The organism is Kocuria dechangensis (assembly GCF_014636775.1).
Classification (GTDB): Bacteria; Actinomycetota; Actinomycetes; order Actinomycetales; family Micrococcaceae; genus Kocuria; species Kocuria dechangensis.
This window is the reverse complement of sequence record NZ_BMEQ01000001.1, coordinates 242,705-256,954: the sequence shown is the minus strand read 5'-3', so window position 1 is coordinate 256,954 and position 14,250 is coordinate 242,705. Positions and strand designations below refer to the sequence as shown.

General features: G+C 71.7%; 9 protein-coding genes. 6 read left to right on the top strand and 3 right to left on the bottom strand.

Features of this window, described 5'->3' with window-relative positions; translation table 11 throughout:
* The first annotated feature begins 107 nt into the window (after window positions 1-107).
* Entirely contained in the window at window positions 108-2,492 is a 2,385-nt protein-coding gene (locus IEW07_RS01105) for a bifunctional polysaccharide deacetylase/glycosyltransferase family 2 protein (RefSeq protein WP_229741475.1), read from the top strand.
* Window positions 2,493-2,578: 86 nt separating this feature from the next.
* Here the strand turns inward: IEW07_RS01105 and IEW07_RS01100 are convergent, their stop codons facing one another.
* Window positions 2,579-3,538: a chitinase gene (locus IEW07_RS01100; protein ID WP_188533978.1), complete on the bottom strand. Its 960-nt coding sequence runs from the start codon at window positions 3,536-3,538 to the stop codon at window positions 2,579-2,581.
* A 356-nt stretch (window positions 3,539-3,894) separates the two neighbouring features.
* Here IEW07_RS01100 and deoC point away from each other — a divergent pair, with 356 nt between their 5' ends.
* Window positions 3,895-4,566 carry a deoxyribose-phosphate aldolase gene (deoC, locus tag IEW07_RS01095; protein ID WP_188533977.1) on the top strand — a complete coding sequence of 224 codons (672 nt, stop codon included), beginning with the start codon at window positions 3,895-3,897 and terminating at the stop codon, window positions 4,564-4,566.
* 108 nt (window positions 4,567-4,674) lie between these two features.
* Window positions 4,675-5,106 carry a hypothetical protein gene (locus IEW07_RS01090; RefSeq protein ID WP_188533976.1) on the top strand — a complete coding sequence of 144 codons (432 nt, stop codon included), beginning with the start codon at window positions 4,675-4,677 and terminating at the stop codon, window positions 5,104-5,106.
* 96 nt (window positions 5,107-5,202) lie between these two features.
* Here IEW07_RS01090 and IEW07_RS01085 read toward each other — a convergent pair whose 3' ends face one another.
* The gene (locus tag IEW07_RS01085; protein ID WP_188533975.1) at window positions 5,203-6,411 is read right to left on the bottom strand and encodes an acyltransferase family protein; all 1,209 of its coding nucleotides are present in this window, start codon (window positions 6,409-6,411) and stop codon (window positions 5,203-5,205) included.
* 164 nt (window positions 6,412-6,575) lie between these two features.
* Complete coding sequence (gene mfd, locus IEW07_RS01080; RefSeq protein WP_188533974.1) at window positions 6,576-10,301, bottom strand: transcription-repair coupling factor; 3,726 nt, start codon at window positions 10,299-10,301, stop codon at window positions 6,576-6,578.
* Between the two features lie 187 nt (window positions 10,302-10,488).
* Here mfd and IEW07_RS01075 point away from each other — a divergent pair, with 187 nt between their 5' ends.
* The 3 genes from IEW07_RS01075 to nhaA all read left to right on the top strand — a co-directional run bounded on the left by IEW07_RS01075 (window position 10,489) and on the right by nhaA (window position 14,208).
* Complete coding sequence (locus IEW07_RS01075; RefSeq protein ID WP_188533973.1) at window positions 10,489-10,986, top strand: DUF2505 domain-containing protein; 498 nt, start codon at window positions 10,489-10,491, stop codon at window positions 10,984-10,986.
* Window positions 10,987-11,012: 26 nt separating this feature from the next.
* Window positions 11,013-12,797, top strand: a complete 1,785-nt coding sequence (locus tag IEW07_RS01070) for a glycoside hydrolase family 5 protein (RefSeq protein WP_188533972.1) — start codon at window positions 11,013-11,015, stop codon at window positions 12,795-12,797.
* 118 nt (window positions 12,798-12,915) lie between these two features.
* Window positions 12,916-14,208 (top strand): Na+/H+ antiporter NhaA, encoded by a 1,293-nt coding sequence (nhaA, locus tag IEW07_RS01065; protein ID WP_188533971.1) that lies wholly within the window; start codon window positions 12,916-12,918, stop codon window positions 14,206-14,208.
* Window positions 14,209-14,250 lie beyond the last annotated feature (42 nt).

Here is a 14,250-nt window from a genome sequence, read left to right as displayed (position 1 = left end):
TCGCGAATTTCTGAAAGCATCCAAGTGCTTGGTCTCCGCCGGGGGGCGGACGACCAGGTCGATCCGTCGGGGGGATGGATCGAGCTCTAGGGGAACGAGGGTGTGTCATGACCCAGGTATTCGGCCGCCGGAACTACATGCCGCCTCGGCACCTGGAGCTTCCGGGTGCCCGGAGCAGGCGCCGCAGGGCGGAGCGCACGGGCAGCACGGCTGTGCCTCCGGTGTTCTTCGACTCCAGCGGCAAGCGCTGGCGCCGGATCCTCGCCACGCTGGTGCTGGCCCTCGTGGTCGCCGTCGGCGCGGTGGCGTGGATCCTGCCGCAGGCGCTGGCCTCGACCTGGCAGCCCGAGCTGCACCAGGACCCGGAGTACCCCCGCGAGCTGCTGGCCACGGGGGACGTCGAGAACATCCCGCTGCTGGGCGACGGTTCGCAGCCCTTCTCGCGCGTCGTGCTGGTCAAGCAGGTCGACGGCAGGACGGTGCTGGCCGACCCGTTCAGCGACGAGGTCCTGCGCACCGTCACCGACGAGGAGAAGCTCGTCATCGGGGACAGCCCCTACGTCATGGAACGCTTCGGCGCGCTGGCCGACCGGCAGCTGGTGATCACCTTCGACGACGGGCCCGACGCCGCGTACACCCCGGAGGTCCTCGACGTGCTCTCGGCCGAGAAGGTGCCCGCCACGTTCTTCACCGTGGGCACGAACGTCGTGAAGAACCCCGACATCTTCCAGCGCATCATCCGCGAGGGCCACATGGTCGGCAACCACACCATGACCCACACCACGGCGTGGGACGACGACCTCCGCAGCCGCGAGGAGCTCATCGGCACCGACCGGGTGATGCGCTCCGTCGGCAGCTACGCCACCCCGCTGTTCCGCCTCCCGACGGGCGACCCGGACCGCAAGCCACTGCCCCTGCTCCAGGCCCAGCAGCTGGGTTACCTGCACGTGGACTTCGATCTCGACACGAACGACTGGAGCTACGCCCCGGGCGAGGAGGTCCCGGTGCCCGAGCTGGACGGGAAGGGCCATGTCGTGCTGATGCACGACGGGGGCGGTGACCGGACCGAGACCGTCACGGCACTCAAGGAGCTGATCGCCCAGGCCAAGGCCGAGGGCTACACCTTCACCACGCTGGCCCCGGTGCTGCCGCAGGACAGGATCCCGGCGACCGACGCCCAGGCGGTGCTGGCCGACGAGGCCACCGCGCTGACCCTGACCGGGGTGACTGTGACCCCCAACGTCGTGATGACCTGGCTGTTCTGGTTCGGCATCGGCTCGCTGACCCTCATGTCCCTCCTCTACGTCGTGCTGGCCGTCATCGGAGCCCGCCGGCAGAAGCGTCGGCAGTGGCGCGAGGTGCCCGACGACGAGCTGCCGCTGGTCAGCGTGGTGCTGCCCGTCTTCAACGAGGAGCCGGTCGTCGGCCGCACCCTGGCCGCGCTGCGGGCCAGCGACTACCCGAACCTCGAGGTCATCGCCGTCGACGACGGGTCCACGGACTGGACCCTGCAGATCATGGAGGACTTCGCCCGTGAGTGGCCCCGGCTGCGCGTGATCAGCCAGCCCAACGGGGGCAAGTCGGTCGCGAGCAACCACGGGATCATGGCCGCCCGGGGCGAGATCGTCGTCACCCTCGACGGCGACACGCTCTTCGAGCCTCAGACTGTCCGCATGCTCGCCCGGCACTTCTACGACCACGACGGCGGACGCCCGGTCGGGGCCGTGGCCGGGCACGTGAAGGTCGGCAACCGCCGCGGCGTGCTGCCCATGTGGCAGTCCCTGGAGTACATCTCCGGAATCTGCGTCACCCGCATGGCCGAGGGCGTCGTCGGGGCCATCTCCATCGTCCCGGGCGCGTGCGCGGCCTGGCGCAGGGACGCCCTGAAGCAGGCCGGGGGTTACTCCCACGACACCATGGCCGAGGACGCCGACCTGACCATGTCCTTGCAGAAGCTGGGCTACGCCGTGGTCCAGGAGAACCGGGCCGTGGCCTGGACGGAGGCCCCGGTCACCGTGAAGGGCCTGGCCAAGCAGCGCCTGCGCTGGACTTACGGCAATCTCCAAGCCCTGTGGAAGCACGCCGGGATGCTGTTCCGCCCCCGCTACGGGGCCCTGGGCATGATCGCCCTGCCCTACACCATGCTCGCCACCGTGATCCCCCTGCTCTTCCTGCCCCTGACCGTGCTCATGGCCGGGCTGAGCGTGGCCGCCGGCAACTGGGAGACCATCGCGATCTTCGCCGCCTTCGTGGCCGGCATCCACGCCGTGATCTGCGTCATCGCGATCCGCATGGTGCAGGAGAGCCCCGTCCACCTGCTGATGGTCCCCATCTATCGGCTGATCTACGAGCCGCTGCGCGCCTACCTGCTCTACGCGTCGCTGATCCAGGCGCTCAAGGGCCGGGTGGTCGGGTGGTACAAGCCCGAGCGCACCAACAGCGTCCTCGACCTGTCGACCCTCGAGGGCAGCACGCGCTCCGAGCGCGTCTGATCACTCCGGACACTGCGCGGCCGGCCCGTCCACGACGGGCCGGCCGCGCAGCCGTCGGCGCCCGAGCAGTCCCGGGCGGCGGACCGTCAGCCGTCGAAGCCCTCGCCGAGGGTCCGTGTGAAGTCCCCGGCCTCCTGCTCGATCCCGCTGCAGAGGTCAGTCGCGTCCCGGAGGTCGGTCTGCTCGGGTCCGCAGGAGCGGTCCCGGTTGAGGGACCAGAAGGACAGCCGGCCGAGGCCCTGTTCGTGCGCGAAGTCGTTCAGCTCGGCCGCGGCGTCGACGTCCAGGACCTCGTCACGGATGTCGTTCTGGCCGATCATGGGGGTCAGTCCCATGCGGTTCCACACCAGCTCGGCGGACAGCGGCTGCTCCGCCTGCGCGTACAGCTTCTCCAGCTGGCCGTGCGTGGCGCGGGCTGCCTCCATGGAGGCGTCGGCCACGGACTGCTCAGCAGGTTTTCCCTCGCTGTAGTTCATCGTCATGATGTTCACCCCGGCGAGGTCGACCCCGGCCTCCAGCATCTGCGCCACCACGTCCCGGGACGGCTCGTCCAGCCCCTGGATCCCCACAGGGAGGGTGGCCCAGACCCGCAGGGGGTCGTCCCTGTCACGCTCCTCCTGCAGGCGGGCGACCGCCTCCGCCCGCCTGAGGGCCGCGTCGTGGTTGTCGAGGTCATCCATCTCGACGTCGAAGTCCAGCACGTCGACCTGGTAGCGGTCGACGACGGAGCTGTACGCCTGGTGCAGCGCCTCGGGATCGGTGCAGGCGGTGGCCAGCTCGTCGTGGGCGGCGCCGCCGAAGGACACCACCACGTCACTCCCGCTCGCGCGCAGGTCGGCGATCTGGCCGTCCATGTCCAGCACGTCCGCGGCCTCGTCCAGCCCGTAGTAGCCGCCCCAGGAGGGGGTGCAGGGCTCGTCGGGATCCGCCACCACGAAGCCCAGGACGGCGTGCGGCTGTCCTGCCGCCTCGGTGCCGAACTCGTAGAACGGCACGGAGGTGGCGTTGACGTAGCCGCCGAACCACGGGGTGTTCTCGGTGGGCACCGGCTCCCCGCACGATGCCAGCAGGCCCGTGCACAGCACGGAGGGCAGGAGGAGGCGGGACGCGGATCGGTGCCGCCCCGATGGATCGGACTGCCTCACGAGCTGTTCTCCGTTCGATGGTGCCTGCTGGGCGGGCCCCCGTCCGCCGGCCGACCCGGCCGGCGCTCACGGCACGACTGAACGCACCCTCCGGGGCCACCCCGGGAGCGGTCGTCATGGTCCCCCGGCTCATCGTAGCGGGGCACCCCGGAGCACGACGACGCAGTGTGCTGCCGCGGCCGGCCGACCAGGGCGCGCCGGAAAAGGGGCGCGGGTAGGCTGGGCTGCGATCCGACGGACAATTGAAAGGCCCTCCCGTGACCGCCGCTCCCGCCCCATGCCCTGATCAGCTCGCCTCCTGCATCGACCACACCCTGCTCAAGCCGGAGGCCTCCCGGGAGCAGATCGCCACCCTGTGCGAGGAGGCCAAGCAGTACGGCTTCGCCGCGGTGTGCACCAATCCGCTGTGGGCCGGGTTCGTCCGGGAGCGGCTCGAGGGCAGCGACGTCAAGACCTGCGTCGTCGTCGGCTTCCCCCTCGGCGCCTCTGCCACGGAGGTGAAGGCCTTCGAGACCGTCACCGCGGTCGCCGCCGGCGCCCAGGAGGTCGACATGGTCATCGACATCGCCGCCGCCCGCGCCGGCGAGCGCGAGACGGTGGAGCAGGACGTCCACGCCGTCGCCGAGGCCGCCCACGCGCACGGGGCCCTCCTCAAGGTGATCATCGAGACCTGCCTGCTCACCGACGAGCAGAAGGTCCTCGCGTGCCAGGCGGCCGTCGCCGCGGGTGCCGACTACGTCAAGACCTCCACCGGCTTCGCCGCCGCCGGCGCCACCGTGGAGGACGTGCGCCTCATGCGCGCCACCGTGGGCCCGGACATCGGGGTCAAGGCCTCGGGCGGGATCCGCACGCGTGAGGACGCCCTCGCCATGATCGAGGCCGGGGCCTCCCGGATCGGCGCGAGCAGCGGCCCGGCGCTCCTCGGCTGAGCCCCGCGTCCCGTGCCCCGGCGGGGCCGTCGACCCACTAGACTGAACCAGAACGACCTGCGGCCGTTGCGTGCTCGGCCGCCCCACACTGCCAGAAGGGTTAGATCCATGGCCAGAAGAGCTCAATCGTCCACCAGCGTGCCGGGCGGCACGGTCTCGCGCGGGGGCACCCAGGTCCTGTCGTACTCCGGCCAGGGCCGGACCCTGACCAACTTGCTGCTCCTCCTCCTGTGCATGGGCGTCATGGTCGGCAGCTTCTGGGCCTTCGCGAGCTACCCGGACAGCATCCTCATCTGGATGGTCGGCCTCCTGCTTTACGCCGTCGCCCTGCTGATCCCCGTGGGCATCCTCAGCACCAGCACCGCCAAGAAGGCCGAGGGCGGGCGCACCGTCCTGATGGACGTCCCGCCGACCACCGAGGTCCACGGTTTCGGCACCACGGCCGCGCAGTTCGGGGACGAGCCCCGTGACATCCGCGAGCGCGACGCCCTCACGGCGGCGGCCCACAAGAACGACAAGTACGGCAAGGCCACGCAGTAGCACTGCTGATCGCACCGGACACGGCGACGGCCCCTCCCGCAAGGGAGGGGCCGTCGCCGTTCTCGTCCGTGTGCCGGCCGCCCTGCCGGCCGGCCCTCAGCCGCCCTGCCGGCCCGGGGCCGCCGACCGGGAGGAGGCCGGCCAGAGACGCGGGCGGCGCTTCGCCGCGATGTCCTCGACCCAGCCGACGGCGACGATCACCCCAGCCACGAGCACCCAGGTCAGGAGGAAGTCAAGCCACAGGCCTTCCAGCAGCCACGGCGCTGTGTCCCAGAGCAGGTCGACCGAGTACAACGGGTCCAGGAGAGGAACGGTGAGGACGAGCAACAGGTTGTGCCACAGGTAGACGGTCACGGCACGGTTGTTGAGCAGCGTGACCACCGGGTCAAGGAAACGCAGCGGCCGGGGCAGGACCTGCCACGAAGGCGAGATCCGCAGCAGCAGGGCGCAGAAGCCGAACGACCACAGGGCCTGCCCGATCGGGATCGCGTTGAGGTCGAGCCCCTCCTCCGTCGGGTGGGTGAGGGCCCAGCACAGGCCGAGCCCCATGGCGAAGGGTGCCGCAGTGAGGACGAACCACCATGGGAGGCTGCGCAGCAACCCGTCGTGGTGAGCGAAGCCGAGCAACCAGCAGGAGCCGAAGACGGCGATGTCGGTCAGCGTCGCGGAGGCCGCGTCGGACAGGGGCACGATGCCGGCCTCCAGGACCAGCAGCAGCACCAGCGGCGCCACCAGCGTCGGCCAGGGCCGGGCCCGGAACATCCGCCGCAGCAGGGGAGACAGGAGGACGAACCAGAGGTAGGCCCGGAGATACCACAGGATCTCGCCGGCCTGCACGGGCCACGAGGCGTCGATTGCTCCGCCGTCGCCGAGGCTCTCGGGGTAGGGCGGGTCCGCGAGGGGCACGAACCAGAGGAGCACCCGGTACCACGGCCCGGTCCCCTGCTCGCCCGGGGTCCAGCCGGAGAGCACGAACAGGGCCAGGACCGTGGCGCTGTAGACCCACAGCGGCAGCAGCAGGCGCCTCGTCCGGCTGCGAAGGACCGTGCCCGCCGGCCGCTCCAGGGAGCGTGCCATGAGGGACCCGGCGAGGGCGAACATGATGCCCATGGCCGGGAACACGAGGCTCAGCAGGGCGCCCCCGAAGGTGTGGTAGACGACGACGCGCACGAGTGCGAGCGCCCGGAGCAGGTCCAGGTAGCGGTCTCGCCCGGGGACGTGCACCGGCGCTGCGGCGCCGGGCGAGGCCCGTTCGGCGGGCGCACCGGCGCCCTCTCGGGCACGGATTTCGGCAGACTGGTTCACGGTGGTGCTCCCCCTCGGTGTCAGGACGTGCCGCGCGGGGGCCCTGTACTCCGATCGGGCGGTGCCGCCCCCGCGGCACCCGGGCCCTGGACCCCGCTGCAGCTGTCAGTCTGCCGCAATTCCGTGACGATGGTGAATTGGGGACGGGGACTTGACCTCCCGCGTCAGGCGGGCGCCTTCGCGGAGGCCGTGGCGGTCTCCGTGGCGAACACCGCCTCCACGACGCCCCGCGCCCACTCCAGCACGGCGCCGTCCACCAGGTCCTTTCCGCCGATCCGGGCGGTCTTGGGCTTGGGGACCAGCACCTGCGTGGTGTCGGTGCCCGGCACGGCCTTCACCTGCGCGCCGGGGTACAGGCGGGTCAGGCGCATCTGCCGGGACTCGGCCAGCTCCGCCGGCGCGAAGCGGACCATGCTGCCCTGCGCCGCGACGTCGGTGAGCCCGGCCGCGCGCGCCAGGACGCGGAAGCGGGCGACCTCCAGGAGGTTCTGCACCGGCTCGGGGACGTCCCCGTAGCGGTCCACGAGCTCGTCCGCGACCTCCTGGATGGCCTCGTCCGTGGTGGCGTTGGCGAGGTTGCGGTACGCCTCCAGGCGCAGCCGCTCGCCGGGGACGTAGTCGTGCGGCAGGTACGCGTTGACCGGCAGCTCGATCTTCATCTCGGTGGGCTTGTCCTCCTCCTCGCCGCGGTACTCGGCGACGGCCTCGCCCACGAGCCGCAGGTACATGTCGAAGCCCACCCCGGCGATGTGCCCGGACTGCTCGCCGCCCAGGAGGTTGCCCGCGCCGCGGATCTCGAGGTCCTTCATGGCCAGCTGCATGCCGGCGCCGAGCTCGTTGTGCGCGGCCACGGCCTTGAGCCGCTCCAGCGCGGTCTCGGACAGCGGCTTCTCGGCGGGGTAGAGGAAGTAGGCGTAGGCCCGCTCCCGGCCGCGGCCCACCCGCCCGCGCAGCTGGTGCAGCTGGGAGAGCCCGTAGCGGTCCGCGCCGTCCACGATCAGCGTGTTGGCGTTGGCGATGTCCAGGCCGGTCTCCACGATCGTGGTGCACACCAGGACGTCGAACTTCTTCTCCCAGAAGTCCACGATGATCTGCTCGAGCCGGGACTCGGACATCTGGCCGTGCGCCACGGCGATCCGCGCCTCGGGCACCAGCTCGGCGAGCTCCTTGGCCTTGCGCTCGATCGAGGAGACGCGGTTGTGGATGTAGAAGACCTGGCCCTCCCGCATGAGCTCGCGCCGGACCGCGGCGGAGACCTGCTTGTCGGTGTACGCGCCCACGTAGGTGAGCACGGGGTGGCGCTCCTCCGGCGGGGTGGCCAGGGTGGAGGTCTCGCGGATGCCGGTCAGGGACATCTCCAGGGTGCGCGGGATGGGCGTCGCGGACATCGCCAGGACGTCCACGTTGGTGCGCATCGCCTTGAGCTTCTCCTTGTGCTCCACGCCGAAGCGCTGCTCCTCGTCGATCACCACGAGGCCCAGGTCCTTGAACTCGACCTCCTTGGACAGCAGCCGGTGGGTGCCGATGACCACGTCGATCGACCCGTCCTTCAGGCCGGCCAGGGTCGCCTTCGTCTCCTTCGCGGTCTGGAACCGGGAGAGGGTGGCCAGGTGCACCGGGAAGCCGGAGAAGCGCTCGGTGAACGTCTCCCCGTGCTGCTGGGCGAGCAGGGTGGTGGGCACGAGGACCGCGACCTGCTTGCCGTCCTGCACGGCCTTGAACGCCGCGCGCACCGCGACCTCGGTCTTGCCGTAGCCGACGTCCCCGGAGACGAGACGGTCCATGGGGACCTCCCGCTCCATGTCCTGCTTGACCTCGGTGATGGTGGTCAGCTGGTCGGGGGTCTCGATGTAGGGGAACGCCTCCTCGAGCTCGCGCTGCCACGGGGTGTCGGGGCCGAAGGCGTGCCCGCGCGAGGCTATGCGCGCCGAGTAGAGGCGGATCAGCTCGTTGGCGATGTCCTTGACGGCCTTCTTGGCGGCGCGCTTGGTCTTGGACCAGTCCGCCCCGCCCATCTTGGACAGGGTCGGCGCCTCACCGCCCACGTACGTGGTGACCTGGTCGAGCTGGTCGGTGGGCACGAAGAGGCGGTCCCGGGGGCCGTTGCGCTTCGACGGCGCGTACTCGAGGACCAGGTACTCGCGTACGGGCTTGGGCTGGCCCGGCTTGGTCAGGGCGCCGGCGATGGGCCGCTGGATGAGCTCCACGAACTGGCCGATGCCGTGCTGCTCGTGCACCACGAAGTCGCCCTTGCTCAGCGAGAGCGGGTCCACGGCGTTGCGCTTGCGCCGCACCGGCAGCCTGCGCATGTCCTTGGTGCTGTAGGGGCTCGCCCTCCCGAGCAGGTCCGCCTCGGTGAGCAGCGCGATCCGCGGCCCGTCGAGGGCGAAGCCCCGGCCGGCCACGGCCGTGGTCAGCTCCACGACCCCCGGCTGCGGCTCGGCGTCCAGGGAGTCGCGGCGGGCGGCCGGGATCCCGGCGTCGTGCAGCAGCTCCGCGAGCCGGGCCAGGGGGCCGGGGCCCTCGGTCACGGCCACGAGCCGCCAGCCGTCCGCCACGCGGCCGGCGAGGAACTCGAGCATCTGCTCGACGTCCCCGGCGAAGCTGCGGAGCTCCCGCGCGGCGACCGTGAGCGTGTCGGCCTCGGAGTCGAGCAGCGCGATCTCGTCCTCCGGGGTGTCCGCGTCGACGTCCCGGGCCGCGGCGGCGCCCAGGTTCAGCGCGGTCACGGACCACCAGGCGACGTCGGCGGCCAGGGCTGTGGCCCGGGCCTCGGCGAGGGTCTGGAAGGACCCCGAGGCCAGGGTGCGGCCCTCGCCGTCCCCCGCGCCCTCGGCGGCGGTGATGTCCAGGGGCGCGGCCTGCCCGTCGGAGGCGGAGTCCCAGGCCGCCAGCAGGAACTCCTCGTTGGTGGCCACGAGGTCGTGCGCGCGGGCGCGGACCTTCTCCGGCTCCATGACCACGACCACCGACCCGGCCGGCAGCAGCGAGAGCAGGGGCACCATGCCGTCCACCAGCAGCGGCGCGAGGGACTCCATGCCCTCCACGTAGATGCCGCCGGCGATCCGCTCGAGCATCGACTCGGCCCCGGGCAGGGTGTTCTTCAGCCTGGCGGCGCGGGACATCACCGCGGGGGTGATGAGCACCTCGCGGCACGGCGGGGCCACCAGCGCGTCCGGGTGCTCCCCGGTGCTCAGCGTCCGCTGGTCGGCGACGGCGAACCAGCGCAGCTCGTCGACCTCGTCCCCGAAGAACTCGATGCGCACGGGGTGGTCCTCGACGGGCGAGAACACGTCGATGATCCCGCCGCGCACCGCGAACTCGCCCCGCCGCGTGACCATGTCCACCCGGGAGTAGGCGGCCTCGGCGAGCGCGGTGACGGCGGCCTCGAAGTCCAGCTCCTCGCCGCGGGCGAAGCGCACGGGGGCCATCTCCCCCAGGCCCTCGACGACGGGCTGCAGCACGGAGCGTACCGGGGCGGTCAGCACCCGCAGCGGGTGCCCGTCCTGCGGGTGCGCGAGCCGGCGCAGGACCTCGAGCCGGCGGCCCACGGTGTCCGAGCGCGGCGAGAGCCGCTCGTGGGGCAGGGTCTCCCAGGCCGGGAACTCGGCGACCTCCGCCGTCGGCAGGTACGCGCCCAGCGCGGCGGCCAGGTCCTCCGACTCGCGGCCCGTGGCCGTCACGGCCAGCACCACGGGGGCGGGCCGCGGCGCGCCGGGCGCCTCGTCGAGCGCGGCCCGCAGCTGGGCGGTGAGCACGGCGCGCATGCCGTCCGGGGCGCTGATCACCGTCTCGGCGCTGCGCTCCCCCGGCGGGAGGGCGGCCTGGGTGCGGATGTTCGCGAAGGAGCGCTCCGCCCCGAGGGCGGCGAGCAGTCCGGACAAGGTCATGGGTGAGCAGTCTCCTGGGGCGCGGGACGAGTGGGGCCGTTGTGCTCAACGATCGCGCGCCCCAGCTTACTCCCGGGCCCCGACAGGTCCCCCGCCGCGCTTCCCCTTCCGGGATCCTCCCGGCCCGCCTCCTTGCCGGGGCACCTCTACCATGGAGGGAACCGTCCGCCCCGACCGAGGAGCCCCCATGGCCGTCACCGCGTCCACCGTCGTCACCGCCCCCGTCCAGCAGGTCGTCGTGACCTTCACCGACGAGGAGTTCATCCGCCACGTGGCCCACCGGGCCGGGGCGACCCTCGAGTCCGTGGACGTCGACGGCGACGTCACCGCCGACTTCAAGGTCACCACCGTCCGGGCCATGAGCGCGGACCGGCTGCCGGAGATGGCCCGCAAGTTCGTGGGCAGCTCCGTGCGGCTGACCCAGGTGGACTCCTACTCCACCCCGGACGCCGACGGCCTGCGGATCGTCAGCACCGAGATCAAGGTCGCCGCCCTGCCGGTCTCGGGCACCGCCACCCAGACCCTCACGCCCCAGGGCGAGCACACCGAGGTCCACGTCGACTGCGTCGTGGAGGCCAACATCCCGTTCGTCGGCAAGAAGATCGCCGCGGCCGCGGAGCCGTTCATCGGCAAGGCCCTGTCCCTGCAGTCGCGGGAGGCGAGCGCCTGGCTGGCCCGCGGCTGAGGCCACGCGCCGGCCGCCCGGGCGGGATGCCCGGCGCGGCCGCCCCGGAGGAAGCGCTGCCGCCGGCGCCCCGGCCCGGACGCCGTCGTGAGCCCCGGAGCACCCTGCGCACCGCGGCACGGCTGGCGCTGCCCGCGGTCCTCCTCGCCGTCCTGTCCGGGTGCGGGGCGGTCCCGGACGGCGAACGGGAAGGCGACGAGTCCCAGGGCTTCGTCAGCGCTGCCGGGCGCGGGCTGGTGGTCGACGGCGAGCCGACCCGGCTCCGGGCGGTCAACTTCACCAACAGGTACGACGCAGAAACCCGGATCACCGACCTCCTGTCGTCGGCGCACCCCTCCGCGCGCGACTACGCGCAGGTGGAGGACATGGGCTTCAACAGCGTCCGCTTCGTCCTCAGGGGAGAGTGGCTCGCGCAGGACGAGGAGGCCTTCTGGACGTGGCTGGACCGCAATGTCGCCTGGGCACGGGAAGCCGGCGTCCGGCTCGTGCTCGACCTGCACGTCCCCGTCGGCGGCCGCTGGCTGGACCCCGGCAGCGCGGCCACCACGTTCGAGATGTGGTCGGACCCGGCCGTCAGGGCCCGGACCGTGGAGTTCTGGCGGGAGGTCGCGAGCAGGTACCACGACGAACCCTCGGTGGCCGCCTACGACCTGCTGAACGAGCCGGTGACGACCGACTCGGACGGGGAGCAGTGGCGGAGCCTGGCCCAGGAGCTCGTGGACACCATCCGGGCCGTGGACGACAACCATCTCCTGGTGGTGGGCGGTGTCTACGGGGTCGAGGGCCGGTTCGACCCGGAGGGGCAGGAGCGGCACTTCCTGGTCGACGACGAGAACGTCATGTACGACTTCCACTTCTACGAGCCCTACCCGTACACGCACCAGTACGCCCCCTGGGTCGACCCGGCGCGCGACGGCGGCACGTACCCGGATCCCGACCGCCTCGTCGCCACCGCCCCGCCCGAGGTGTCGGAGGCGGACGTCGTCGCCACCTCCTCGCTCCCGGAGGGCACGTCCGGCTGGACCCGCTACGACAGCGGCGTGGTCACCGTCGAGGACCCCTCCGCGGTGGCGGCCCTGCCGCAGTTCGTCGTCGAGGGGGGCATGGACGGCACCGCCCGTGTCGACGGCGTCACCGTCACCGAGTACGGACCCGACGGCACCGTGCTCCGTGAGGTGCTGGACGACCCGATGGACCGGAGCAGCACGGGCTCCTGGTACGGCTGGGGAGACGACGACGGCGCCGATCCGTCCGTGCGGCTGGAGCGGGAGCCGTCGGGGCGTCAGGACGACGGCAGCCTGTCCGTCGGGGGCAGCGTGCGGTCCGGCGCGGGGTGGAACAACAGCCAGCACCTGTTCAGGGTGGTGCCGGGCAACCGGTATCGCGTCCAGGGGTACATGCGCGGGGACGACGTGGTCCTCACCGACGGGGACCGGTCCCGTGTCCGGCTGGAGCTCGAGGTGTACACGGAGGTCCCCGGCGCTCCCGGTGGAGGCTTCCTGGCTCGGGACAAGGACTACCTCGAGCACGCGATGAGCCGGCACCTCCGGTTCGGGGCCGAGCACGGCGTCCCCATGTCCGTCATGGAGTTCGGTGCCGTCCGCCAGACCTTCGAGATGCCAGGCAAGGGCGGTGACCGCTGGGTCGGCGACGTGCTGGGCCTGCTCGCGGAGCACGATCTCAGCTTCGGCTACTGGGAGTACCACGACCCCGACATGGGCATCTTCGTGGACGAGGGCGGGGCACCGGACGAGCCCAACGAGGCCCTCCTGGACGTCCTGCGGCGGGAGCTGCACGAGGAATCTCCGTGACCGTCCCCGCCCGCAGCGGGTGCCGCCGCGGCACGGTCGCAGGCCGGACCGGGGCGGGACGCCCACGGCTCCCCCTACACTGGGTTGAATCCCTGCCGATGACGAACAGGAGTTCCCCGTGACCTCAGCCCCGACAGCCAATCCGATACACCGTCTGGGCAGCGTGCTCCGCAAGGACCTGGTGGGGGGCGTCCTGCTGCTGGTCGCGATGCTCTCCGCCCTTGTCATCGCCAACTCCCCCTGGGCCGAGGGCTACTTCGCGCTGCGGGACATGCACATCGGCATCGACTTCCCGGGCCTGGACCACACCGTGGGCGAGTGGGCCTCCGAGGGGCTGCTCGCCCTCTTCTTCTTCCTGGTCGGTCTGGAGCTCAAGACCGAGTTCGTCGACGGAGAGCTGAACGACCTGCGCAAGGCCGCGCTGCCCGTCGTCGCGGCGTTCGGCGGCGTGGCCGTCCCCGCCCTGATCTACGTGGCGGTCAACCTCAGCAACAACCAGGACCCGAGCACGATGCAGGGCTGGGCGATCCCCACCGCCACCGACATCGCCTTCGCGGTGTCGGTGCTCGCCGTCGTCGGCGCGTCCCTGCCCACCGCCATGCGCACCTTCCTGCTGACGCTGGCGGTGGTCGACGACCTCATCGCGATCGTCATCATCGCCTTCTTCTACACCGACGACCTCCAGCCGCAGTACCTGCTGCTGGCGCTGATCCCGCTGGCGCTGTTCTACTTCCTGACCCAGCGGTTCATGATCTTCTTCCTCACCCGGGGCTGGGCCGCGTGGGTCATCCTGCTCCCCATCGGCGTGATCACCTGGCTGTTCGTGCTCGAGGCGGGCGTGCACGCCACCATCGCCGGCGTGCTCCTGGGCTTCATGGTCCCGGTCCTGCACGTCAACCGGAGGGTGATCCGGGGAGACGCCCCAGAGCTGGGCCTCGCCCCGACCCTCGAGCACCGGTTCCGCCCCCTGGCCAACGGGCTGGCGGTCCCGGCGTTCGCCTTCTTCTCGGCCGGGGTGGCCGTGGGCGGCTGGGACGGCGTCATGGGCTCCCTGTCGGACCCGGTGGCGATCGGCATCATCCTGGGCCTGATCTTCGGCAAGACCGTCGGCATCTTCGGCTCCTCCTACCTGATGGACCGGTTCACGCCGGCCACCAAGGACCAGGACTACTCCTGGCTCGACCTGGGCGGGCTGAGCATGGTCGCCGGCATCGGCTTCACGGTCTCGCTGCTCGTGGCGGAGCTGAGCTTCGGCACCGGCAGCCCCCACAACGACCACGCCAAGGTCGGCATCCTCACCGGCTCGGCGCTCGCCGCCCTGCTCGGCGGCACCCTGCTCGGCTTCCGCAACAGCGCCTACAAGAAGCTGCGCGAGCGCGGCGTGCCGGTGGACAAGCTGGACACGCCGTAGCACGTCTTGCGGCCCGCACGGCCCATGGAGCGACGAGAGCCG

What these genes read in the sequence shown, in the direction of transcription:
- IEW07_RS01075 (WP_188533973.1), top strand. Translation starts at nt 10,489, where the DNA reads ATGGCCGTCACCGCGTCCACCGTCGTCACCGCCCCCGTCCAGCAGGTC.
- mfd (WP_188533974.1), bottom strand. Translation starts at nt 10,301, where the DNA reads ATGACCTTGTCCGGACTGCTCGCCGCCCTCGGGGCGGAGCGCTCCTTC.
- IEW07_RS01105 (WP_229741475.1), top strand. Translation starts at nt 108, where the DNA reads ATGACCCAGGTATTCGGCCGCCGGAACTACATGCCGCCTCGGCACCTG.
- IEW07_RS01090 (WP_188533976.1), top strand. Translation starts at nt 4,675, where the DNA reads ATGGCCAGAAGAGCTCAATCGTCCACCAGCGTGCCGGGCGGCACGGTC.
- IEW07_RS01070 (WP_188533972.1), top strand. Translation starts at nt 11,013, where the DNA reads ATGCCCGGCGCGGCCGCCCCGGAGGAAGCGCTGCCGCCGGCGCCCCGG.